Genomic DNA, 22,846 nt, shown 5'->3' on the forward strand with positions numbered 1-22,846 from the left:
TTGTAACTCGCGGGCATAGAAAAGTGGGCAAAATGCTCAATGGTTCACAAATGTGTTAAAATCAAAAGTTTTACATAAACGTGGTTCTGGCAGGAAAGATAGAGATAGGAGGTGGAAGCATGACTGAACCAAATAAGCCAGGAAATGAAAGAATGCCCGATTTTAAAGAATTGGAAGACAGAATGATTGCTGAAAAGCCAAAAGGGCCAATGCTCGTCATAAAAACCAATCTGGATCCGGATACTCCAACTGAGGACAATCCTTACTACGAAAACAAAGAACAGACGGATAAAGCCAAATTTGAAGAATACTTTTCTGACTAACCGTCATTCATGCAAAAGCAGCCCCAATCGGAGCTGCTATTTTCTATTATGGTTAAAAGTTAAACGATAGTTGATAATACTGGCTGTCGCGGCTTCCGTAAAATGGCACTTCCGCATACCATTGACTTTCCTCAACAGAATCATCTGTTTCCAAGCCGGCAGCCTGAAAATCGGGGCTTGCCGATACCTTCCGTTTTTCAGTGCCCGCAGGAAATACAATGAGATCGCCTGACTTAACTTCGAGTTGGACTTTCCGTTCGCCGCCGAGTTCAAGCGCGGCGCTTCCCTGCATAACTCCAAGTATTTCATGACTGGCCCGGTGGTTGCGATAATATCCTGACACACCGCTGCCCCATTTGTGGATCAAGTCTCTTTCGTTCTCAATTGTCTCTTCTTTTAACGCACCGGGATAATAGAGGACAGGCTGGACCGTCCTTCCGGGTACAAAACGGTTTTCCAACAAATAAATAACTTTCACATCAGAATATTTCATAACAACCCTCCCGAAATCAGTCATACTATCTCTTTTTGGCCAACCTTCCAATCTATTGAAATATTTCCCCGAAATTTGAAAATATAAACAAATGAACGGTTTTTCTTCTTTTTCAGCTTATTTTGCCCTGCAAAATGAAGGAAATGTATTTTCCAATCCGGGAAGGAATAGAAATTATGATATAATAGTGTGTCGAAGGAACTCGAAATACAATACATAATAAATGTAATTTTGGAGGCTAATATGGCAGCTTATACGCCGATGATCCAACAATATTTAAAAATAAAGGCAGAGTACCAGGATGCCTTTTTATTTTTCCGCCTTGGCGATTTTTACGAAATGTTCTTTGATGATGCTCTAAAAGCCTCGCAGGAACTTGAGATTACCTTGACGAGCAGGGAAGGCGGCACTGAGGAACGTATTCCTATGTGCGGTGTTCCTTATCACTCCGCACCCACTTATATTGAACGTCTAATAGAGAAGGGCTTTAAAGTGGCGATCTGTGAACAAACTGAGGACCCGAAGCAGGCGAAAGGTGTCGTCCGCCGCGAGGTCATTCAATTGATTACGCCCGGAACAGTGATGGAAGGCCGCAGTCTGCATGAAAAAGAAAATAATTATCTGGCGACTATCTCCCGTTTTTCCGATGGGACCTATGGATTTGGCTACGCAGATTTATCGACCGGCGAAAGCCGGGTTACACTTCTCCCGGCGAAGGACGATGAGGTTCTGAATGAGATTTCAGTCCTTGGGGCGAAGGAGGTTGTCATTTCAGCGCGCCTTGAAGATACTTTTCAAAAGAAAATGCAGGAGCGGGGAATTTTGGCTATTTCTTACGAGGAACAAACTGAACCGGATCCGGCTTTTGCAGGGCTCACAGAAGCATTGAACCAAGAGAAATTGAAGGTTACAGCCGCCAGGCTCTTCAACTATTTATATCGAACTCAAAAGCGGAGCTTGACCCATCTTCAGCCAGTCACGATCTATCAGGTTCACCAGTTCATGAAAATTGACTATTTTTCCAAGCACAACCTGGAACTGACAGAAACAATCCGGTCAAAAGGGAAAAAAGGTTCGCTGTTATGGCTTCTAGATGAAACGAAGACGGCAATGGGCGGCAGGCTCCTGAAACAGTGGGTCGGCAGGCCGAGAATCGACCGTGATGAAATTGAGCGCCGGCTTGCGCTAACCGGGCATTTCAAGGACTTTTATTTTGAGCGGAAGGAACTTCAGGAATGCCTGAAAGAAGTGTACGACCTTGAGCGGCTTGCCGGCCGGGTGGCATTCGGCAACGTTAATGCAAGGGATATGAAGCAGCTGCTCCGTTCCCTTCAGCAAATCCCTGCGCTACACGAAATCCTTAGCCGTATTACCGGCGAAGAGATGAAGGCACTTTCGGAGAAATTGGATCATTGTGAAGAAATAGTCGACCTGCTTGAGCAGGCGATTGTCGATAACCCTCCGTTATCTGTAAAAGAGGGAAATATCATTCGCGATGGCTATAATATACAGCTTGACCAGTATCGGGATGCAAGCCGTAATGGGAAGACTTGGATTGCCCAACTTGAGAGGGACGAGCGGGAAAAGACAGGAATCAAGTCTCTAAAAGTCGGCTATAACCGAATTTTCGGCTATTATATCGAGATAACGAGGGCGAATCTTCACCTTCTTGAGGAAGGCCAATATGAGCGGAAGCAGACGTTGGCGAACGCCGAACGGTTCATTACTCCCGCCCTTAAGGAAAAAGAAGCGCTCATCCTTGAAGCGGAAGAGAAATGCGGGGAACTGGAGTATGACCTGTTCTGCGAAATCCGTGACCGGATTAAGGAGGAAATTCCACGACTGCAGGCCTTGGCAAAAGTAGTCAGTGAGATCGATGTCTTGCAAAGTTTCGCGGAAGTCAGTGAAGAGCGGAAATACGTTAAACCTGAATTTTCGGAGTCCAGGGAGATTCTCATCGAAGAGGGGCGCCATCCAGTCGTTGAAAAAGTTCTCGACTCACAAGAGTATGTCCCGAATGGCTGCGCGATGAATGAAAATCGGGAAATTCTCCTGATTACCGGTCCGAACATGTCCGGTAAAAGTACGTATATGCGCCAAGTGGCACTTACCGCGATCCTCGCTCAAATCGGCTGCTACGTACCGGCAGACAGGGCAGTGCTTCCTATCTTCGATCAGGTATTTACGAGGATTGGTGCGGCGGACGACCTCGTTTCCGGCCAAAGTACTTTCATGGTCGAAATGCTTGAGGCAAAAAACGCGATTGCGAATGCAACCCAGGACAGTCTGATTCTTTTTGACGAGATCGGGCGCGGCACTTCCACGTACGATGGGATGGCACTCGCCCAGGCGATCATCGAGCATGTCCATGACCGGATTGGCGCGAAGACGTTGTTCTCTACCCATTATCATGAATTGACAGTCCTGGAAGATGAGCTGGAAAGACTACGTAATGTTCATGTCAGTGCAATTGAGCATCATGGCAAGGTTGTTTTCCTTCATAAAATAAAAGAGGGACCCGCGGATAAAAGCTACGGGATCCATGTCGCTGAGCTGGCAGGCCTTCCTAAGGAACTGATTGTCCGTGCGAGTGAAATTCTTTCGTCACTTGAAGACGCTCCAATTGGCAAGCCGGTTCCTGTCCTTCCAGATGGAACTTCGGAAGTGAAGGAGAAAGCGGCGGTTGCGGCCAGCCCTTCACAGCTTTCATTTTTTGATGAACCTGTTCAAAAGAAAAAATCTGACCTTGGTGCAAAAGAAAATAAAGTGATTGAAAAACTACGTGAGTTGGATCTTTTGAATTTAACGCCATTGCAGGCCATCAATGTGCTTCATGAGCTGCAGAAAAAAATAAGAAACTAGCCGGGAGGTGGGCGAATTGGGAAAAATCATTCAGCTTGATGACGCTTTGTCGAATAAGATAGCCGCCGGGGAAGTGGTCGAGCGTCCTGCCTCTGTGGTCAAGGAACTTGTAGAGAACTCACTTGACGCGGGCAGTACCATTATTGAGATTGAAGTGGAAGAAGCGGGCCTGGCAAAAATCAGAATTACCGATAACGGGGACGGCATTGAGGAAGATGACGTAACCAAAGCGTTTCACCGACATGCGACAAGCAAAATTAAAGATGAAGCCGATTTATTCCGGATCCGTACGCTAGGTTTCCGGGGCGAGGCCCTGCCCAGTATCGCTTCCGTTTCCCGGCTGGAGATGAAGACATCGACAGGGGAATCAGCCGGCACGAGGATTGTTGTTGAAGGCGGAAAGGAAACCGTCTTTGAAAAGGCGTCAAGCCGCAGGGGCACCGATATCATCGTGACCGACCTTTTTTTCAATACGCCGGCCCGCCTGAAATATGTAAAAACGATTCATACTGAACTTGGCAATATTAGCGACCTCGTAAACCGGTTGGCTTTATCTCATCCAGAAGTGTCCTTCAGGCTGATCCATAACGGCAAAAAACTTCTCCACACAAATGGGAACGGAGATGTCCGCCAGGTGCTCGCGGCCATTTACGGTATGGGAATTGCGAAGATGCTCGTGCCGATTGAAGGCCGCTCACTTGATTACCGGATTAGCGGATTCGCATCACTGCCCGAGGTGACCAGGGCTTCACGAAATTACATTTCAACGATGATTAACGGCCGGTTTATCAAAAACTACGGCCTTGCGAAAGCAGTGATGGAAGGATATCACACGCTGCTGCCGATTGGCCGTTTCCCGATTGTGCTGATGAATATAGAAATGGACCCGATCCTTGTTGATGTCAATGTCCATCCTTCCAAAATGGAAGTGAGGATTAGCAAGGAAGCGGAACTTTATGAACTCGTCAGGAACACGATAGCCGCATCGTTTAAGAAAAGGCAGTTGATCCCATCGGGGGCTAAGCCGCTTAAAACGGAAAAACCAAAATCGGAGCAAACGTCTTTGGAACTTGATGGCTCTTCGGCTGTGTCAGCCAATTCACAGGCAAACGAAGAGCGAGCGGGACAACCTGTTCGTACTGAGGAGCGGAATGAAGCTGTATCACGCTATGAAGAGCCTTCTACTGTAGTGGTATCCCGTCCCGGAATTAGCAGCCGCATTGCCGGTAGTACTGAAGGCAGCCGGGGAATTCCGCCAAGGAAATCGGAGGCCGAATGGGCCAGTTTTCCCAGCCAGGTAAAAGAAATACTTTTGCCAAAAGAAGAGCCTTCGGACTTGGGACAAGTACCGGATGATTTGGGCAGTGACGCAAGCCGAATGGAAACAGCTGGTTCCGAAAGCGTAGGGCAGGCGGAAAGAGTGCCGGGGATGTATCCGATTGGGCAAATGCACGGTACTTATATCCTTGCCCAAAATGAAAACGGCCTTTACATCATCGACCAGCATGCTGCCCAAGAGCGGATTAAATATGAATTTTTCAGGGAAAAGGTCGGACAGGTGGAAAACGAGCTTCAGGACATGCTAGTTCCGCTCACGTTCGAGTATTCAACAGATGAATGCCTGAAAATCAATGAATATAAAGATGAACTGGAGAAAGTCGGCGTGTTCCTAGAGGATTTTGGGCCGAACAGCTTTATCATTCGTTCCCATCCACAATGGTTGCCGCATGGCGAGGAACAGGAAATCATTGAGGAAATGATTGAGCAGCTTTTGTCCATGAAGAAGGTCGATATTAAGAAGCTGAGGGAAGAAGCGGCCATCATGATGAGCTGTAAAGGATCGATTAAAGCGAATCATTATTTGCGTAATGATGAGATCCAGGCATTGCTTGACGAGCTGCGGCTCGCCTCGGACCCATTCACCTGCCCGCATGGGCGTCCGATTATCGTCCATTTTTCTTCATACGAAATGGAAAAAATGTTTAAACGAGTAATGTAAAAACGAGAGGCTGTTCTGAGAAATCGGGGCAGCCTTTAAGCATTTTTCGGGACATTGGGGGTAATGTCCAATTGGGAAGGGTAATGTCCATATTGGGTATAGCTGTCTCGATAAAACAAAAAACGAGACTACATGTCCCGTTTCCTTCTTTTCTAATAATCTATTTAACTGTCGTGAGTTGGATGGTGACGATATATTCCTTGCCCACTTCCAGTTCTGAATTTTTCAGGATTTCTCCGTTTTCCATTGATGTTACCACCGTCTTGGCGGTTTGAATCGTAATTGATGAATTCCCCAACTATCTTCTCTCCCTGATATTCCGCTAAGTATGCCTGCAGTTTCCGCTTGCTGTTCCTATTGTAACGATTTTTCCTTTTCATGAATAGATAAAATGCGACAAATCTCTTACAAGTGAGAGAAATCTATTGTGTTTAAGGTTAAGAGATGAGTGGAAAATAGAAGACAATGAACCGAAAAGGGGATGGGATAATGAGTGAGAAATTGTTTACTTCTTCTGTTACAGCAGTAGGTGGAAGGGAAGGCCACGTAAAATCCTCCGATGGAAAAATTGACTTTGACATTGCGAATCCAAACACACAACGGGCGAAAGAGCTTCCTGAGGCAACGAACCCGGAGCAGCTATTTGCCGCTGGCTACTCAGCCTGTTTTGACGGTTCACTGCAGCTCATGGCTAAAAAGGAGCGCATTAAGTTTGACTCCGAAGTAACCGCGAATGTAAGCTTATTAAAAGACGAGTCTGATGACGGATTCAAACTTGCTGTCGTTCTTGAGGTGAAAGGAAAAGGGATTGACAAGAACAAGCTTGAAGAACTAGTCCAGAAAGCGCATGAATTTTGCCCATATTCCAAAGCAACGAGAGGGAATGTTGAAGTTACACTCGAAGTTGTCGAATAACTTGCGGACTTCAGAAGGGCTCGATTATGCCTAGCAACTTGGGTAATCATTTACAGAGGAAAGGTGCTGCCGCTGCAGCACCTTTAATTGTACATTTATAAGGAACTATGAGCCTTGCATTTACGCTGTTAAAGAATTAGGAAGTGCACAGATGCAATTTAAAGGTTTTGTGGAGTTGATAAGCAATGACGCCTGAATTCATTACGAAAAAACTAAAAGCCCATTCTCCTAAAATATTGGGAAGCGAGAATTTCTCAAAGTATGCTGTCCTTCTTCCGCTTATCCAAACAGCAGAAGGGATTTCTGTCTTATTTGAAGTGCGTTCAATGGAAATGCGCCGACAGCCTGGAGAAATATGTTTTCCCGGCGGAAGGGTGGATGCCAGCGACCGCAATGAAATGGAGGCGGCGATAAGGGAAACCGTGGAGGAACTTGGTGTAGACAAAAGGGAAATCAGCGGAGTTGCTCCGCTTGATTTTCTGATTTCACCTTTTGGCATGATCATTTATCCATATGCCGGTTTTATTAATAATGCAGGTAAGGTGAAGCCGAATCCTGCTGAAGTGGGAGAAATCTTCGTTGTTCCGCTTAGCTTTTTTATGGATACGGACCCCGAGATTTACAAGATCCATTTCAAGGCCGAACCGGAAGAGAGTTTCCCCTTTGACCTTGTTGCTGGAGGAAGAGATTACAATTGGCGGACAAGGCATATGGAAGAGTATTTTTATAATTTTGAGGGGCGGATTATTTGGGGATTGACGGCGAGGATTCTCGCCCATTTTATCGGGATTTTGAAAGAGAATGGACGAGAAGAAATTTAACGCCTAGTTTAATTGCATAAAAAAGGACCTCCTGCGAGGCCCTTGTATAATGCTTATTTCGCTACTGTCTGTAGTTTATGAATATACTGAAGTGCTTTGCCTGTTCCGACGGCCACTGATTCCAACGGTTCTTCCGCGACGTGGACCGGTACGAAAATTTCCTTGGACAGCCACTCCTCCATACCTTTCATAAGCGCGCCGCCGCCTGTCAAAATAACTCCCCGGTCGACGATATCGCCACTCAATTCCGCAGGACAATCTTCAAGTGTTGCGCGGATGGCTTCGAGGATATGAAGAAGCGCTTCACGCATAGCTTCGCGGATTTCATAGGATGATAGGGTGATCGTTTTCGGGAGACCTGTCACGAGATCCCGGCCGCGGATATCCATTTTCAGTTCAGGATGATCCACAAGCGCATAGCCGATCTCCATTTTAATCATTTCGGCAGTCCGCTCGCCGATCAGCACATTATATTCGTTCCTGACATGTTTAATAATGTCTTCATCGAGGCGGTCACCGGCAATTCTAATAGAATGGCAGGCCACAACTCCGCCGAAAGAAATAATCGCTACTTCCGTTGTTCCGCCGCCTATATCGACAACGACGTTAGCGACCGGTTCATCGACTGGCATTCCTGCACCGATTGCAGCGGCAACAGGTTCTTCAATTAAGTGGATTTTTTTCGCGCCTGCATTCCGGACAGCATCGTGGATAGCCCGGCGTTCAACACTGGTAGAACCAGAAGGCGTGCAAACCACTACATTGGGCTTGCGGATGGACAAGCCGATTTTTTTTGATGCTTTTCTCATAATATGGGTCAGCATCTCCGTCGTCATGTCGAAGTCTGCGATGACGCCGTCTTTTAATGGACGAATGGCAACAATTTTGCCGGGAGTTTTCCCGATCATTTCCTTCGCCTCTTTACCGACTGCCAGGACGGTCTTTGTTTCGGTGTCAATTGCCACAACCGAAGGTTCATTTAAGGCGATGCCTTTGTTTTTGCTATAAACAAGAATATTGGCGGTACCAAGGTCAATACCGATTTCAGCATTCGTCAACATTTTTCATAAATCCCCCATTCTTTAAGTTCCGGAAGGCAGGATGGACAGCCCGGATCATTCCCTTTTATTGCATAGGTGGAGAAAAAACTCCTCACTAAATAGACTTCTATTAGACTACCATTGGTTTGTGGGTAGATGTCTGTTTGTCATGGAATCGTTATCGAAATGTAAAGAAACATGTAAAATTATGCAATGTTAGAGAAAAAAGCATAAACACTATATTCTTTGACCATAATTCTACAGCGCTGGCATGTTTTTTGGTTAAGCGGGCTGTATTGTGTATAATAGTGTCATCTAACAGGGGAGGGGCAGTGTGAAAGGGATTGGAAAGCTTACATAAATTAGTTGCCATCATCGGCCCGACAGCTGTAGGAAAAACCAGGCTTGGCATTGATATTGCGAAGCGTTTTAACGGCGAAGTAATCAGCGGAGACTCCATGCAGATTTACCGTGGCATGGATATCGGGACAGCAAAAGTTACTAAAGAGGAAATGGATGGCATCCCGCATCATTTAATCGATATAAGAAATCCCGAGGAACGGTTTTCCGTCGCGGACTTCCAGAGCCTCGTTGAGGAAAAAATAGCCGAAATCTCATCTAGAGGAAAACTGCCCATTATTGTTGGCGGGACAGGACTATATATTCAGTCAGTCCTTTATGAGTATGAATTTTCAGAGGCGCCTGCCGATCCTTCTTTCCGTGAACAGCTTGAAAAAAAGGCGAGGGAGGAAGGCAATGAGGCAGTCCATCGCGAATTGGCTTTACTTGATCCAAAGGCTGCTGAAGAGCTGCATCCTAATAATGTCCGCAGGGTCATCCGGGCGCTTGAAATTGTCACGTCGACAGGAAGGCCACTTGAAGAAAGCAGGAATGGCAGCAAGCCAAGGCAAAAATACCAATCCGCGGTCATTGGCTTGACCATGGACCGGGAAAAGCTATACGACAGGATCAATCGCCGGGTGGACCAAATGGTTTCGGAAGGGCTGATTGATGAAGTCAGGGACCTCTATGAACAGGGGTTAAGGGATTGCCAGTCGATTCAGGCGATTGGCTACAAGGAAATTTACGAGTTTTTGGCTGGAGAAACGGCCCTTGATGCTGCAATCGTTAACCTGAAACAAAATACAAGGCGATACGCGAAACGCCAGCTAACCTGGTTTCGAAATAAGATGGACGTGGAATGGTATGATATGACTGTGGAAGCGGACCATTCAAAAATTTTTGCCGAAATTTTCAAGTATATTGAAGGAAAGCTGCAAGTAAAATCGAATACATAACAGTAGAGACAAAAGAGGAGGATTTTTTATATGAAAACAGCCATCAATATCCAGGACCAGTTCTTAAACCAGCTTCGCAAGGACAACACGAATGTGACCGTGTTCCTATTAAATGGATTCCAACTCAGGGGGCAAATTAAAGGATTCGATAACTTTACCGTTTTGTTTGAATCGGAAGGAAAGCAGCAGCTTGTTTACAAGCATGCGATTTCTACATTCGCTCCGGCGCGCAATGTCCAGCTTGATTTGGAAGGACAATGAGCCATACTGGCAAAATGATAAAGCAGGCCTGAACTTTCAGGCCTTTTTATTTTGGCCTTTTTCAGGATGATTGGGAGGCTGCCAATTAGTGCTGAACCGCAGGGAGTTGGGCTTAACGGGATAAGCTGATGAGCCCTGGCATGATAATTTAACTGAAATGATTTATAAATGCATGAATACTATTGTAAGAAGGGGTTTCTTTCCTGTTGCTATCCCTAATTGCCGGTTCATAGAGGATATTCCATAAAAAGATAACGGAACGATACATCCGAGAATGCGTATACTGCTTTTTAGGAGAGGTGAATACGTTGGACCAGCCTATGCGCATGAAAGAAAACGGCCAGATCAGCATTGTCCTGAATACCCAAAAACGGAAACCGCCAGCGGAGGTTCCCCGCGAATCCTTTCTCCCGGCTGGAATCGCGAAAAACGAGCATGCCGCCTTGATGGAAATTGAAGAAGAGCTTGGAACCCTTGTCGGCATGGAGGAAATGAAAAGGACAATCAAAGAAATCTATGCCTGGATTTATATAAATAAAAAAAGGGAAGAAGCGGGTTTAAAGGCGAAAAAACAGGCGCTCCATATGATGTTTAAAGGAAACCCGGGAACAGGCAAAACGACTGTCGCCCGGCTGATCGGGAAGCTTTTTTTGAAAATGGAAGTACTTTCAAAGGGACATTTGATTGAGGCGGAAAGAGCTGATCTTGTTGGGGAATATATAGGCCATACCGCACAAAAAACGAGAGATTTGATTAAAAAAGCGTTGGGCGGCATTTTATTTATTGATGAAGCCTACTCACTCGGGAGGGGCGGAGAAAAGGACTTTGGGAAAGAAGCGATTGATACGCTTGTCAAGCATATGGAAGACAAACAGCATGAGTTCATTCTTATACTTGCTGGCTATTCACGGGAAATGGATTATTTCCTCTCCTTAAACCCCGGCCTTCATTCGAGGTTTCCGCTCGTGATTGATTTTCCTGACTACAAGATCGACCAGCTGATGGAAATTGCAGACCGGATGGTGAAGGAACGGGAATATTCATGGAGCAGTGAAGCGGAGAAAAAGCTTCGGGACCATTTGATTTGGATAAGGTCCATCACGCCCCCAAACGGTTTTTCAAACGGGCGGTACATCCGGAATATCATTGAAAAATCAATCCGCTCGCAAGCGATGAGGCTCCTTTTGCAACACAGCTATGACAGGCATGACCTTATGATTCTTCGGAGCAATGACTTGGTGCTGGACGATGGGTAACAGGCCGGAAAACGGCCTTTTTTTATTTTGTAGGAGATATGGAGAAACGGGGTATTGGATAGAACATACTTAGTAATTTCACATTTTGATTTATTTAGCTGGTTGATTGAAGCTCAGGCATGTAGACTCCTGCGCGATGTAGCGGCACGCGGAGACCCCACAGGCGGTCATGCCGAGGAGGCTCCGCTGGCGCCCCGCGGAAAGCGAAATGCCAAGAGCAGAAATCAACCACCCCGTTACCGTTGAAATAATAATCGTTGTTTAAACCTACTTAGATTAAAAACTTTAAAAAAGGGAATCAAAAATAGAGAGCCCGCCTAAGCCGATTAGTGGCAAAATTGGCGGAATTAAGGTAAAACAGAGTTACACATCTATTAAGGAGGCCCTTCAAATGAATGAAATTACCGTGTTTACAACTAACACCTGACCTTATTGCACAATGATGACTAACTTCCTTGAGGCTCAAGGATTGGACTATAAGGTTGTAAACGTACAAAATGATCCTGTGGCTGCCCGGAAACTGGTTGAAGAGACTGGACAAATGGGCGTTCCGCAAACAAAAGTCAATGGACAATGGGTACTTGGATTCGACCCGGAAACACTAATGCAGTATGTAAAGCAATAATTTTTAGGAAAAAGGGGCTCCGGCCTCTTTTTTTCGCTTAATTTATTGGGATTAGAGTATTGCCTTAAGTTTTGATATGATGGGAAAAAGAAGAAATGAAGGAAGTGTTTCACTTGGAAGCCAAGACAATAAAAGAAAAAGCAATCCTAGTCGGATGTCAAACGACTGAACACGATGACCTTCGCTTTCAATATTCCATGGAAGAACTAGTTTCCCTGACTGAAACTGCGCAGGGTGAAGTGCTCATTTCCGTTGTCCAAAAGCGGGAAAGGATCCACCCGGCCACATACATAGGAAAAGGAAAAGTAGAAGAGCTTAAAGCGCTTGTCGATGAGCTTGAAGCTGATATCGTAATTTTTAATGACGAATTATCCCCTAGCCAGAAAAGGAATCTTGGCGGGGACCTTGATGCGAGGATCATAGACAGGACCCAGCTGATATTGGATATTTTTGCGCAAAGGGCGCGTTCGAAGGAAGGGAAACTCCAGGTGGAACTCGCCCAATTGCAATATATCCTTCCAAGGCTTGCCGGCCAGGGGGTTGAGTTATCAAGACTCGGAGGCGGTATTGGAACGAGAGGGCCTGGGGAAACAAAGTTAGAGTCGGACCGCAGGCACATTAGAAGAAGAATCGATGAAATCAAGCAGCAGCTCGCCATCATCGTCCAGCACAGGGACAGGTATAGAGAACGCCGCAAAAAGAATAAGGCGTTCCAGATCGCAATAGCGGGTTATACGAATGCCGGAAAGTCAACGCTGTTCAACAGGCTGTCCGAGGCAGATTCGTATGAGGAAAATCAGCTGTTCGCGACTCTTGACCCGATGACAAGAAAAATGATTTTGCCAAGCGGCTTTGCGTCACTGATTACAGACACGGTCGGCTTCATCCAAGACTTGCCGACCTCGCTGATTGCGGCTTTCCGTTCAACATTGGAGGAGGTAAGGGAGGCTGATTTGATCCTGCATGTGGTCGATATGTCCAATCCGGATTACTTCCACCATGAAAAAACGGTCCAACGCCTTCTCGAAGAGCTGGAGGTTAAGGAAATCCCTCAGTTGACGGTTTATAACAAAAGGGATATCAAGCATCCGGATTTCGTCCCGACCGCGGATACGCCAACTGCGTTTATTTCTGCTTTTGAAAAAGAAGACAGGGATGCGTTGAAAAAGAAAATTGAAGAAATGGCAATCGCCATGATGGAACCTTACAAGGTCCTCATACCGGCAAACGAAGGGAAACTGCTGTCACAGTTAAAAAATGAAACAATCCTTAGGGAGCTTTCCTTCCAGGAGCAGGAACAAGTCTATAGGTGCAAAGGGTATGCGCCAAGGGACCATCAAGTGGCGGGCCAATTGCAAAAATTCACGGTATAGATTGGAGCAGCAAGATGTTTGAGCATTTTAAGAACGGAACGAAAATAAAACAAGTATCCCGGGAGGTGGAGGAACAAATCGCCGCGATTCACAGGGCAATCGACGAAACGGTAGAAACCAACCAGTTCAGGGTACTGCAAAGCTTTCAGAAGCATAAAGTCAGTGAATCCCATTTTAACCCGTCCACAGGATACGGCTACGACGATACCGGCCGTGATGTGCTGGCGTGTATTTATGCGGATGTATTCGGGGCTAAAGCAGGTCTCGTCCGCCCGCAAATCATCTCGGGAACACATGCGATCTCGATTGCACTTTTCGGGATTTTAAGGCCGGGGGACGAATTGCTATACATCACCGGAAAGCCTTATGATACCCTCGAGGAAATTGTCGGCATCCGCGGGACTGGCAACGGATCCCTGAAGGAATTCGGCATTTCCTATAATACAGTCGAATTAAGCAAAGATGGCTCGATAGATTGGGAAGCTATCAGGCAGGCGATCAAGCCGCATACAAAAATGATTGGCATCCAGAGGTCGAAAGGGTATGCGACAAGGCCGTCCTTTACAGTGGCGGAAATTGGGGAAATGGTCAGGTTCGTAAAAGAGATAAAGAATGATGTGGTTGTATTTGTAGACAATTGCTACGGAGAATTTGTCGAGCAGTTGGAACCGTGCCATGTCGGCGCTGATTTGATGGCCGGGTCGCTGATTAAAAATCCTGGCGGAGGGATTGCAAAAACCGGCGGCTATATTGTTGGTAAACAAGAATATGTCGATGCCTGTTCATACCGGATGACTTCACCGGGAATCGGAGCGGAAGCGGGAGCCTCCCTTTATAGCCTTCAGGAAATGTATCAGGGCTTTTTCCTGGCTCCCCATGTCGTCGGCCAAGCGCTTAAGGGTGCGGTCTACACGTCCGCAATGCTAGAGCGATTTGGGATGGAGCCTTCGCCTAAATGGGATGCGAAAAGGACGGACTTGATCCAGGCGGTTGTATTCCGGGACAGGGAGAAAATGATTTCCTTTTGCCAGGCGATCCAGTATGCATCCCCGGTTAACTCGTATGTCACGCCATACCCGGCCTATATGCCGGGCTATGAGGATGATGTGATTATGGCGGCAGGAACCTTTATCCAGGGGGCGAGCATCGAACTGACAGCTGATGGTCCGTTAAGGGATCCTTACGTGGCTTATGTGCAGGGCGGCCTTACCTATGCCCACGTCAAAATGGCCATCTGTTTGGCAATTGATCGTCTAATGGAAAATAATCTTATTGATTTCTAATGAAAGCAGCGGAGCGTTCCGCTGCTTTTGCTATTTAAATGAATGATTACTGGAATTTGGGGTAAAGGAGGTTTGGGAGCTGATAGACAGGGAATAAAAATTTATATGTGAGGAAACCTAACATCATGTTGACAGATAACCTGACGTAAAATATAATTCAGTTTGTTAGTTAGAAAAAAAGGGGGAGAAATCATGGAGGGAAGCCAAATCCGCCGCTCCATGCCTCTGTTTCCGATCGGGATTGTCATGCAGCTTACAGATCTGACTGCAAGGCAAATCCGATATTATGAAGAACATCAATTGATTTCCCCAGCACGAACTGAAGGAAACAGGCGGATGTTTAGCTTGAACGACATCGACAGGCTTCTCGAAATCAAGGAATTGCTTGATAAAGGTGTCAATATGGCTGGAATAAAGGAGCTATTCCTTGTCACCCATCAGGAAGATCCTGTTGAAAATGAAAAGCCCACGAAGACTAAAAAGGATTTAACGGATAATGAATTGCGGAATATACTCCGCAGTGAGTTGCTGCACGGTAGCCGGCATAAACAATCAACTTTCCGGCACGGAGACATGTCCCGCTTTTTCAATTAATCCGGGTTTTAATTTAAAGGAGGAAACAACTTGGCAAGGTTTACAAGAGATGACATCACAAAAATGGCAAAACAGGAAAACGTAAAATTCGTCCGTTTGCAGTTCACAGACATACTGGGAACGATTAAGAACGTCGAAATTCCAATTTCCCAGCTTGACAAGGCTCTCGATAACAAAATGATGTTTGACGGTTCCTCCATTCAGGGATTTGTAAGAATAGAAGAGTCCGATATGTACCTTTATCCTGATTTTGACACATGGGTCATCTTCCCATGGACTGCAGAAAAAGGAAAAGTCGCTCGCCTCATTTGCGATATTTACAACGCAGATGGAACACCTTTCGGCGGAGACCCGCGCAACAACCTGAAAAGGATATTGGGAGAAATGGAAGAGATGGGCTTCACCACTTTCAATATCGGGCCGGAACCGGAATTTTTCCTGTTCAAGCTTGATCAGTACGGTGAACCATCCTTAGAACTTAATGATAAAGGCGGCTACTTTGACCTAGCCCCAACGGATCTTGGAGAAAACTGCCGCAGGGACATCGTTCTTGAACTGGAGGAAATGGGCTTTGAAATCGAAGCTTCCCACCATGAAGTCGCCCCTGGCCAGCATGAGATCGACTTTAAATACGCGGATGCCATCACGGCTTGTGACAACATCCAGACATTCAAGCTTGTCGTAAAGACAATTGCCAGAAAGCATGGCCTTCACGCCACTTTCATGCCGAAGCCATTGTTTGGTGTAAGCGGTTCGGGTATGCACTGTAACCTGTCACTGTTTAATGGAGATAAAAATGCGTTTTTTGACAAAAGCGGAGACCTTCAGCTGAGTGAAAATGCATTCCATTTCATCGCGGGTGTCCTGAAGCATGCGACTAGCTTCACGGCTGTAACGAATCCGACCGTGAATTCCTATAAACGCCTCGTCCCAGGCTACGAAGCTCCATGTTATGTCGCTTGGTCCGCGCAAAACAGATCACCGCTCATCAGGATTCCGGCTTCCAGAGGTTTAAGCACCCGTGTTGAAGTCAGAAGCGTTGACCCGGCCGCAAACCCATACCTCGCCATGGCTGTATTGCTGAAAGCCGGCTTGGATGGCATTAAAAATAAACTAACGCCGCCTCACGCGGTAGACCGCAATATTTACGTAATGAGCAAGGAAGAAAGGGAAGAAGAAGGCATTATCGACCTGCCATCCACCCTTGCACATGCGCTTGACCTTATGCAAAAAGACGAAGTCATCGTTGCCGCGCTTGGGGAACATATCATTGAACATTTCGTTGAAGCGAAAGAGATTGAATGGGAAATGTTCCGCACCCAAGTCCATCCATGGGAACGCGAACAGTATATGAGCATGTACTAGGAAAGTTGGGAACCTCTGATACTTAGGTATTGGGGGTTCTTTTTGTTTTGCGCCGAATCGAGGTAGGTATGCGCCAATTCATTCTGGAGATAGCAAAAAAGGACCATGCGAAAATAGTACTATTCATTATAACTTTATAGTGGAAATTGGTATATAATAAAAGGAAGCGCAAACAAACAGCCGCCAAGGGGGGTGGGCGGCCGTTTTCATCTATAGCCAGCATTTTTACAATGCAGGTTTGCGGTTTCAGCTGGCAGGGAACACTGGGAATGCCAGCTGACAATGGTGCAGATACATAGCTGCTCTGCCACTCTGATGACTGAACACGCTGTCTCTCTGTTGTTGAAGAATTCGCTTTGCAGGATGCTATATCTTGTTGTCTGAATTATTACGTTTCTGGCTGCATCATTCGTGCTGTTTCTGGCTGTATTCTGTAGATCTGGATGCCATCCACCTTCGATGGGTTTATTCTGATGCATTTTCACCATGTTTTATCTGATGTATTTCTAGGTGGTTAAAAGATGTAATTCTCAGCAATTTTCCTGGTGGTTAATTTCGCTGGATGAGATTGCTGGTGATGTCTTTCTGTACTTTTAAAATAACAGATTACACATTAAAAATGTTGCTATATTGTTTATGTTCACAATACTGTAATAACAATTTGACAAACTTTTGACGGACAAGGGGGGATTGGATTGATAAGAATGGCTGTAGCAGGCACTGCGGGGTTTATACTTGTTTTTATTGAGTCTTATCTGGTGATGGCCGTAAAGGGGTATAGGACCATTGAGTTTGGTGGCATCAGTCCCTTTATTGGCGTATGGGCAATGAATTTTTTTCTCGTTTTCACCATCCTCACCCATATGAAGCTTTGGTATGACGAAAGAGTCCAAGCGAGGGAAGACGCTCCTGCAGAGCGGTAACAAATATATATGAACAAGTAAAAAAACAGGCTGAGCGCCTGTTTTTTTTAATGTATGCTCCTGTAAACCCCGATGACTTTTCCGAGAATGGATACTTCACGTAATATGATCGGCTGCATAGTAGGATTTTCAGGCTGGAGCCTAAAATAATCCTTTTCTTTATAAAACCTTTTACAAGTAGCTTCGTCCTCTTCCGTCATAGCGACGACGATATCCCCGTTGTTGGCAGTTTTTTGTTGTTTGACAATGACATAGTCACCATCCAGGATCCCAGCTTCGATCATACTTTCACCCATGATTTCAAGCATGAAGACCTGCTCGTCGGAAGGAACCATCGTTTCAGGGAGCGGAAAATACTCTTCAACGTTCTCAACGGCTGTAATAGGCTGTCCGGCAGTAACGCGGCCTACGATTGGAACATTGACTACCCTGACTTTAGGAGTATATGATTCTTCCATTTCCAAAATTTCAATTGCCCTTGGCTTTGTGGGATCGCGCCTGATCAGGCCTTTTAATTCTAGGCGTTCCAAATGACCGTGTACAGTGGAACTGGAAGCCAGCCCGACCGCTTCCCCAATTTCCCTTACGGAAGGGGGATATCCCTTTCTTTTGACTTCATCTTTGATAAATTCCAGAATCTCCTGCTGCCGTTTCGATATTTTAGCCATAAATGGTTACACCTCTTCTGGTAATGTTACCTTATTATAGCATGTGCCTTCTCAATATACAAACATAAGTTCGAGTTTTTGTTGACAACAAACATTTGTTCGGAATATAATAAAGACAAATAAACCGAACATACATTCTTAGGGGGCGTTTTTGAAATGAAAAAGCTTTGGAAGAGAAATTCATATGCTATAATCCTTTTACTAGTTAGCTGCCTTACAGCGGGTGCTATTCATTTTTTTGATCAGCCGGCAGATGCAGATACATATATGACTGTAAAAATACAAGAGGGCGACAGCTTGTGGAAGGTCGCCGGAGAACTTGCCGAGGAACACGGTATGGAAAGATCCCAGATAATAAATTGGGTAAGAAAAAATAACAGCTTAAAGGGCGATGCAGTTTATCCAGGTGATGAATTGATCGTTCCTGTAAAAAAGTTCGGAATCGGAAATGAAACATTCCTTGCCGATGCGGAAAGGGAAGAGTAGGATGGGAACTGGCCGCACGAGGGCCGCAATCTATTGCAGGGTGAGTACGGATAAGGAAAGCCAGGAAACATCACTGGCGCGGCAGGAGGAAGAATTGCTTTCCCTGGCAAAACGGCACAATATCGAAATCGCGGCCGTCATACGTGAACAGGCCAGCGGATATGACCTTGACCGGGAGGGACTATTGGAAGTCCTCGCTCTTATAAAAGAAGGCAAAATCAACAGCCTGCTCATTCAGGATGAGACAAGGATCGGCAGGGGCAATGCGAAAATCGCTGTCCTTCATCTCCTCCATAAAAACAAGGTTAAACTGCTTAGTGTTGCCCATGACGGGGAACTTCAGCTATCGGAATCGGATTCCATGATTCTCAACATAGTAGGAATGGTAGAGGAATATCAGCGCAAGCTTCATAACATCAAAATTAAAAGAGGAATGAAGCGGGCGGTGGAAAATGGATACAAGCCACACCATAACCTGAAAAATATTAATGAAAGCCCCGGCAGGGAGAAAATAGAAGTCCCAGTGAAAGAAATCATCAGGCTAAAAGATAATGGGCTTACCTTTGCTGAAATCGCTGCGACATTGCGGGGATTTGGGTACGAAGTTTCCAAGGCAACCGTCCATCGAAGATACAGGGAAGCAATGGAAGATGACGCTGAATAAGCGTGTTCCTTGTAAAACGGCCATTTTTTTAGTATGATGCATGGTAGTTTACACAAGTGAGGGATTACCATGCTTCCAAAAGAAAAAATTGATCGCATAAACCAATTGGCCCGAAAAGCGAAAGCAAGCGGATTAACAGAAGATGAGGCAAAGGAACAATCTTCTTTAAGGAAGGAATATTTGAATGCCTTTCGTTCTTCAATGCTTGATACACTGACGAATACCACGATTATAGATCCTGAAGGCAATGATGTTACCCCGGAAAAAATCAAAGCGAGAAAGAATAAAGGGCTTCATTAAAAAGCCGTGTAAAAACCTGTCATCCAATCGGAATGCCGGGTTTTTTCATGTCTATTTTGGTAACTTTAATAAGGATGAGTCCGGTTGAGTCCCGTGATTTGTTGAAGAAACGTTTTTTGAGCTATAATATATAGGATGTAGGAAACTGATTAACGAAAGGATGTCATGTATGTTTGAACAAATTGATGCTTTATCGGTAACATCAATCAGGACATTATCGATTGATGCAATCCAAAAGGCGAACTCCGGCCATCCGGGAATGCCGATGGGGGCCGCTCCAATGGCGTATACACTCTGGACCCGGTTCATGAACCATAATCCAAAGAATCCTAATTGGTATAACCGTGACAGGTTTGTACTGTCAGCGGGGCATGGCTCTATGCTGTTATATAGTCTTCTGCATCTTTCCGGCTATAATGTGACAATGGATGATATTAAACAATTCCGCCAGTGGGGTTCAAAAACTCCTGGGCACCCTGAATACGGCCATACTGAGGGCGTTGAAGCTACTACAGGGCCGCTTGGACAGGGAATTGCCATGGCGGTTGGAATGGCTATGGCAGAGCGCCATGTTGCCGCCGTTTACAATAAAGATAATTTTGAGCTGGTCAATCATTTTACATACAGCATTTGTGGTGACGGCGATTTGATGGAAGGTGTTTCAGCTGAGGCTGCATCGCTTGCCGGCCACCTTAAGCTGGGCCGTTTGGTCGTTCTCTATGATTCAAATGATATTTCCCTTGACGGTGAACTGAACCAATCATTTTCTGAAAGCGTAAAGGACCGTTTCCTTTCTTATGGCTGGCAGTATATCCGTGTAGAGGATGGCAATGATCTGCAGGAAATCGCCCGCGCGCTTGAAGAAGCACAGAGCGATCTAGAGCGCCCTACGATGATTGAAGTGAAAACAGTTATCGGTTACGGCTCCCCTAATCTTTCTGGAAAATCCGATGTCCATGGCGCGCCTCTGGGTGCAGATGAGCTCAAACTGACAAAAGAAGCTTACAAGTGGACATTTGACAAAGACTTCCACGTACCGGAAGAAGTATATGACCATTTCCGGAAAACAGTAGAGGAAAATGGCGAGAAAAAGGAAAAAGAATGGAACGACTTGTTTGAACAGTATAAGAAGGAATATCCAGAGCTTGGCGCTCAGCTGCAACAAGCCTTGGATGGCGAACTGCCTGATGGATGGGACAAAGATCTTCCTGTTTACAGCGAAGGCAAAAGCCTTGCAAGCAGAGCATCCTCCGGGGAAGCAATAAACGCAATCGCAAAAAATCTGCCAACATTCTTTGGCGGATCAGCAGACCTTGCGGGTTCGAATAAAACGGATATCAAGAATGCCGGTGACTTCCTTCCGAACTCTTATGAAGGACGTAACATTTGGTTCGGAGTCAGGGAATTCGCGATGGGCGCAGCATTGAATGGAATGGCGCTTCACGGCGGGTTAAAGGTTTATGCAGGAACGTTCTTTGTTTTCTCTGATTATCTCCGCCCTGCAATCAGGCTCGCAGCTTTGATGGGACTACCGGTTACGTATGTCTTCACGCATGACAGCATCGCAGTCGGTGAAGACGGCCCGACTCATGAGCCGGTAGAACAGCTGGCGGCGCTTCGCGCAATGCCTGGCCTGTCCATTATTCGCCCGGCTGATGGCAACGAAACCGCAGCGGCTTGGAAGCTAGCAGTGGAGTCGAGGAACAAGCCAACCGCGCTTGTCCTGACAAGGCAAAACCTGCCGACCATTAAAGATACAGATAAAAATGCTTATGAAGGAGTTTCGAAGGGTGCGTATGTTATTTCACCATCCGGGAAAAAAACTGCCGACGCATTGCTACTTGCGACTGGTTCTGAAGTCGGTCTGGCTGTACAAGCCCAGGCGGAACTCGCAAAAGAAGGCATCGACGTGGCTGTTGTGAGCATGCCTTCATGGGATCGTTTCGAACAGCAGTCCAAGGAATACAAGGAGTCCGTCCTGCCTAAATCGGTTAAAAAACGTTTAGGCCTTGAAATGGCTGCCTCTCTTGGCTGGCACCGTTATGTTGGGGATGAAGGAGAAGTCCTTGCCATTGATACGTTCGGTGCATCCGCTCCAGGAGAAAAAGTCATCGAGGAATACGGCTTCACAGTAGAAAATGTTGTTTCAAAAGTAAAAGGCCTCCTGAACAGCTAAGATGAGGCAAAGAGAAAGGCTGGTCCCAAAAGTGGTCCAGCCTTTCTTTATTTTGCTTAATATATTTTCAATTCAAAGATTAAGGTGAGAGACTTGAATCAAAACTTGAATATTGATGACCATTTGCATATCCGGAAAAACAATTTGTTTTCCTGAGCCTAAAGTGAAATTAATCCAACCAGGTTTGCCTTAATCCCGTGACAGGCGATGGGTAGGGATAGTATAATCAAGTCAAGATGAGATTTTCGAATAGTCCGAATTAAAATTTGCTCGTATCGGTTTGCTAATACATAAGATGACAAGGCTATTTTTTTGCCAAAATAAAACGTCCATTTATTTAGCCAAAGGAGAAGAAATAAAGGCAGGGAGAGAGTTCAATGAGAAAATACCAGCTCTATTTAATTGAAGAAGAATTCGCGTCCCATTACTTCGGAAGAGAGCGCCTATTTTTTCATTTGTTCATGGAAAATCGTAAGGCATCCGGTGAACTAAAAGCAATCACCGATTTGCAAATCAGCTACGTTACGAAACCCATGCCGGTACTTCGGATCCATCAGCTTTTGCATAAACAGCTTGAAAAGACAAACAGCTTTATTGCAAAAAATGGGCATTATATTGTAGAAACAACCCATAAGGCGAGTCGCGCCGTATTATCCGTAAGTGAAACTTACATATCGATTGAAGCAGAAGGCGGATTTGAAGCGGAGACAACTTTTTTCGAAGTGCTGAGGAAATGTGAAGCTTCCTTTCTGGCACTGGATTTGGACAATAATAAAGTTGGTTGGCTCCGGCCAATTAAAGAAAGAAAATTTGTCTAATTCGCACGAACTATTGTATAATTACGGTTGGTAATTTACACTGTTAACAGGACAACATGAAGGAGGAAATAGGATGCTGAGTACTGGCTATGTAATCCTTATTGCCGTGCTGGCGCTAGTCGTCGGTGTAGCAGTCGGATTTTTTATAACGCGCAAGTACATGATGGATTATCTAAAAAAGAATCCGCCAATCAACGAACAAATGCTGAAGGTCATGATGATGCAAATGGGCATGAAACCGTCCCAGAAGAAAATCAACCAAATGATGCAAGCAATGAACAAGCAGTCGAAATAACAAGGACA

At 45.6% G+C, this 22,846-nt stretch carries 24 protein-coding genes; 20 read left to right on the top strand and 4 right to left on the bottom strand.

Annotated elements, in window-relative coordinates; all coding sequences use genetic code 11:
* Window positions 1–119: 119 nt before the first annotated feature.
* The gene (locus BN1002_RS08315; RefSeq protein ID WP_048824535.1) at window positions 120–323 is read left to right on the top strand and encodes a hypothetical protein; all 204 of its coding nucleotides are present in this window, start codon (window positions 120–122) and stop codon (window positions 321–323) included.
* A 52-nt stretch (window positions 324–375) separates the two neighbouring features.
* Here BN1002_RS08315 and BN1002_RS23010 read toward each other — a convergent pair whose 3' ends face one another.
* Complete coding sequence (locus BN1002_RS23010; RefSeq protein WP_052445624.1) at window positions 376–816, bottom strand: hypothetical protein; 441 nt, start codon at window positions 814–816, stop codon at window positions 376–378.
* A gap of 243 nt (window positions 817–1,059) precedes the next feature.
* Between BN1002_RS23010 and mutS the strand changes: the two genes are divergently transcribed.
* Both mutS and mutL read left to right on the top strand, forming a co-directional pair.
* Entirely contained in the window at window positions 1,060–3,678 is a 2,619-nt protein-coding gene (gene mutS, locus BN1002_RS08325) for a DNA mismatch repair protein MutS (RefSeq protein WP_048824536.1), read from the top strand.
* 16 nt (window positions 3,679–3,694) lie between these two features.
* On the top strand, window positions 3,695–5,677 hold the full coding sequence (mutL, locus tag BN1002_RS08330; RefSeq protein ID WP_048824537.1) for a DNA mismatch repair endonuclease MutL: 1,983 nt from the start codon (window positions 3,695–3,697) through the stop codon (window positions 5,675–5,677).
* Window positions 5,678–5,837: 160 nt separating this feature from the next.
* Here the strand turns inward: mutL and BN1002_RS23655 are convergent, their stop codons facing one another.
* Entirely contained in the window at window positions 5,838–5,975 is a 138-nt protein-coding gene (locus tag BN1002_RS23655; RefSeq protein WP_156129704.1) for a hypothetical protein, read from the bottom strand.
* A gap of 191 nt (window positions 5,976–6,166) precedes the next feature.
* On the opposite strand from BN1002_RS23655, the gene BN1002_RS08335 reads away from it, so the two are divergent.
* On the top strand, window positions 6,167–6,592 hold the full coding sequence (locus BN1002_RS08335; RefSeq protein WP_048824538.1) for an organic hydroperoxide resistance protein: 426 nt from the start codon (window positions 6,167–6,169) through the stop codon (window positions 6,590–6,592).
* 185 nt (window positions 6,593–6,777) lie between these two features.
* Window positions 6,778–7,413, top strand: coding sequence for an NUDIX hydrolase (locus BN1002_RS08340; RefSeq protein WP_048824539.1), 636 nt, complete (start codon window positions 6,778–6,780; stop codon window positions 7,411–7,413).
* 53 nt (window positions 7,414–7,466) lie between these two features.
* Here BN1002_RS08340 and mreBH read toward each other — a convergent pair whose 3' ends face one another.
* Complete coding sequence (mreBH, locus tag BN1002_RS08345; RefSeq protein WP_048824540.1) at window positions 7,467–8,474, bottom strand: rod-share determining protein MreBH; 1,008 nt, start codon at window positions 8,472–8,474, stop codon at window positions 7,467–7,469.
* 323 nt (window positions 8,475–8,797) lie between these two features.
* Here mreBH and miaA point away from each other — a divergent pair, with 323 nt between their 5' ends.
* From miaA to BN1002_RS08390, 9 genes are all read left to right on the top strand, one after another.
* Window positions 8,798–9,751, top strand: coding sequence for a tRNA (adenosine(37)-N6)-dimethylallyltransferase MiaA (miaA, locus tag BN1002_RS08350; protein WP_048824541.1), 954 nt, complete (start codon window positions 8,798–8,800; stop codon window positions 9,749–9,751).
* A gap of 30 nt (window positions 9,752–9,781) precedes the next feature.
* Window positions 9,782–10,012: an RNA chaperone Hfq gene (gene hfq / locus BN1002_RS08355; RefSeq protein ID WP_043929856.1), complete on the top strand. Its 231-nt coding sequence runs from the start codon at window positions 9,782–9,784 to the stop codon at window positions 10,010–10,012.
* A gap of 308 nt (window positions 10,013–10,320) precedes the next feature.
* Window positions 10,321–11,268 carry a stage V sporulation protein K gene (spoVK, locus tag BN1002_RS08360; RefSeq protein ID WP_048824542.1) on the top strand — a complete coding sequence of 316 codons (948 nt, stop codon included), beginning with the start codon at window positions 10,321–10,323 and terminating at the stop codon, window positions 11,266–11,268.
* A gap of 391 nt (window positions 11,269–11,659) precedes the next feature.
* Window positions 11,660–11,893 (top strand): glutaredoxin family protein, encoded by a 234-nt coding sequence (locus tag BN1002_RS08365; RefSeq protein ID WP_082036178.1) that lies wholly within the window; start codon window positions 11,660–11,662, stop codon window positions 11,891–11,893.
* A gap of 95 nt (window positions 11,894–11,988) precedes the next feature.
* Window positions 11,989–13,266 carry a GTPase HflX gene (hflX, locus tag BN1002_RS08370; protein WP_148362747.1) on the top strand — a complete coding sequence of 426 codons (1,278 nt, stop codon included), beginning with the start codon at window positions 11,989–11,991 and terminating at the stop codon, window positions 13,264–13,266.
* Between the two features lie 14 nt (window positions 13,267–13,280).
* Window positions 13,281–14,549, top strand: a complete 1,269-nt coding sequence (locus tag BN1002_RS08375; protein WP_048824545.1) for a methionine gamma-lyase family protein — start codon at window positions 13,281–13,283, stop codon at window positions 14,547–14,549.
* Between the two features lie 192 nt (window positions 14,550–14,741).
* Window positions 14,742–15,143: a MerR family transcriptional regulator gene (locus BN1002_RS08380; protein ID WP_048824546.1), complete on the top strand. Its 402-nt coding sequence runs from the start codon at window positions 14,742–14,744 to the stop codon at window positions 15,141–15,143.
* A 30-nt stretch (window positions 15,144–15,173) separates the two neighbouring features.
* The gene (gene glnA / locus BN1002_RS08385) at window positions 15,174–16,508 is read left to right on the top strand and encodes a type I glutamate--ammonia ligase (RefSeq protein WP_048824547.1); all 1,335 of its coding nucleotides are present in this window, start codon (window positions 15,174–15,176) and stop codon (window positions 16,506–16,508) included.
* Between the two features lie 704 nt (window positions 16,509–17,212).
* Window positions 17,213–17,431 (top strand): hypothetical protein, encoded by a 219-nt coding sequence (locus tag BN1002_RS08390; protein WP_231575095.1) that lies wholly within the window; start codon window positions 17,213–17,215, stop codon window positions 17,429–17,431.
* Window positions 17,432–17,478: 47 nt separating this feature from the next.
* Here the strand turns inward: BN1002_RS08390 and lexA are convergent, their stop codons facing one another.
* Window positions 17,479–18,099, bottom strand: coding sequence for a transcriptional repressor LexA (gene lexA, locus BN1002_RS08395; protein ID WP_048824549.1), 621 nt, complete (start codon window positions 18,097–18,099; stop codon window positions 17,479–17,481).
* 156 nt (window positions 18,100–18,255) lie between these two features.
* Between lexA and yneA the strand changes: the two genes are divergently transcribed.
* From yneA to BN1002_RS08425, 6 genes are all read left to right on the top strand, one after another.
* Window positions 18,256–18,585: a cell division suppressor protein YneA gene (gene yneA / locus BN1002_RS08400; RefSeq protein WP_048824550.1), complete on the top strand. Its 330-nt coding sequence runs from the start codon at window positions 18,256–18,258 to the stop codon at window positions 18,583–18,585.
* Between the two features lies 1 nt (window position 18,586).
* Complete coding sequence (locus tag BN1002_RS08405; RefSeq protein ID WP_048824551.1) at window positions 18,587–19,249, top strand: YneB family resolvase-like protein; 663 nt, start codon at window positions 18,587–18,589, stop codon at window positions 19,247–19,249.
* 69 nt (window positions 19,250–19,318) lie between these two features.
* Window positions 19,319–19,549 (top strand): DUF896 domain-containing protein, encoded by a 231-nt coding sequence (locus tag BN1002_RS08410; protein WP_048824552.1) that lies wholly within the window; start codon window positions 19,319–19,321, stop codon window positions 19,547–19,549.
* Window positions 19,550–19,718: 169 nt separating this feature from the next.
* Window positions 19,719–21,725, top strand: coding sequence for a transketolase (gene tkt, locus BN1002_RS08415; protein WP_048824553.1), 2,007 nt, complete (start codon window positions 19,719–19,721; stop codon window positions 21,723–21,725).
* A gap of 377 nt (window positions 21,726–22,102) precedes the next feature.
* A complete protein-coding gene (sirA, locus tag BN1002_RS08420; RefSeq protein ID WP_048824554.1) occupies window positions 22,103–22,543 on the top strand; it encodes a sporulation inhibitor of replication protein SirA in 441 nt (146 codons plus the stop codon).
* 73 nt (window positions 22,544–22,616) lie between these two features.
* Window positions 22,617–22,838, top strand: a complete 222-nt coding sequence (locus BN1002_RS08425; protein WP_048824555.1) for a YneF family protein — start codon at window positions 22,617–22,619, stop codon at window positions 22,836–22,838.
* The last annotated feature ends 8 nt before the right edge of the window (window positions 22,839–22,846 follow it).

The organism is Bacillus sp. B-jedd (assembly GCF_000821085.1).
Lineage (GTDB): Bacteria > Bacillota > Bacilli > Bacillales > Cytobacillaceae > Bacillus_D.

Bases quoted from the DNA above. Each gene is read 5' to 3' on its own strand.
- BN1002_RS08410 (WP_048824552.1), top strand. From the start codon at position 19,319: ATGCTTCCAAAAGAAAAAATTGATCGCATAAACCAATTGGCCCGAAAA.
- BN1002_RS08405 (WP_048824551.1), top strand. From the start codon at position 18,587: ATGGGAACTGGCCGCACGAGGGCCGCAATCTATTGCAGGGTGAGTACG.
- hflX (WP_148362747.1), top strand. From the start codon at position 11,989: ATGAAGGAAGTGTTTCACTTGGAAGCCAAGACAATAAAAGAAAAAGCA.
- BN1002_RS08315 (WP_048824535.1), top strand. From the start codon at position 120: ATGACTGAACCAAATAAGCCAGGAAATGAAAGAATGCCCGATTTTAAA.
- yneA (WP_048824550.1), top strand. From the start codon at position 18,256: ATGAAAAAGCTTTGGAAGAGAAATTCATATGCTATAATCCTTTTACTA.
- mutS (WP_048824536.1), top strand. From the start codon at position 1,060: ATGGCAGCTTATACGCCGATGATCCAACAATATTTAAAAATAAAGGCA.
- BN1002_RS08375 (WP_048824545.1), top strand. From the start codon at position 13,281: ATGTTTGAGCATTTTAAGAACGGAACGAAAATAAAACAAGTATCCCGG.
- lexA (WP_048824549.1), bottom strand. From the start codon at position 18,099: ATGGCTAAAATATCGAAACGGCAGCAGGAGATTCTGGAATTTATCAAA.
- BN1002_RS08380 (WP_048824546.1), top strand. From the start codon at position 14,742: ATGGAGGGAAGCCAAATCCGCCGCTCCATGCCTCTGTTTCCGATCGGG.
- sirA (WP_048824554.1), top strand. From the start codon at position 22,103: ATGAGAAAATACCAGCTCTATTTAATTGAAGAAGAATTCGCGTCCCAT.
- BN1002_RS08425 (WP_048824555.1), top strand. From the start codon at position 22,617: ATGCTGAGTACTGGCTATGTAATCCTTATTGCCGTGCTGGCGCTAGTC.
- BN1002_RS08340 (WP_048824539.1), top strand. From the start codon at position 6,778: ATGACGCCTGAATTCATTACGAAAAAACTAAAAGCCCATTCTCCTAAA.
- BN1002_RS08390 (WP_231575095.1), top strand. From the start codon at position 17,213: ATGGCTGTAGCAGGCACTGCGGGGTTTATACTTGTTTTTATTGAGTCT.
- tkt (WP_048824553.1), top strand. From the start codon at position 19,719: ATGTTTGAACAAATTGATGCTTTATCGGTAACATCAATCAGGACATTA.
- BN1002_RS08335 (WP_048824538.1), top strand. From the start codon at position 6,167: ATGAGTGAGAAATTGTTTACTTCTTCTGTTACAGCAGTAGGTGGAAGG.
- mreBH (WP_048824540.1), bottom strand. From the start codon at position 8,474: ATGTTGACGAATGCTGAAATCGGTATTGACCTTGGTACCGCCAATATT.
- hfq (WP_043929856.1), top strand. From the start codon at position 9,782: ATGAAAACAGCCATCAATATCCAGGACCAGTTCTTAAACCAGCTTCGC.
- BN1002_RS23010 (WP_052445624.1), bottom strand. From the start codon at position 816: ATGAAATATTCTGATGTGAAAGTTATTTATTTGTTGGAAAACCGTTTT.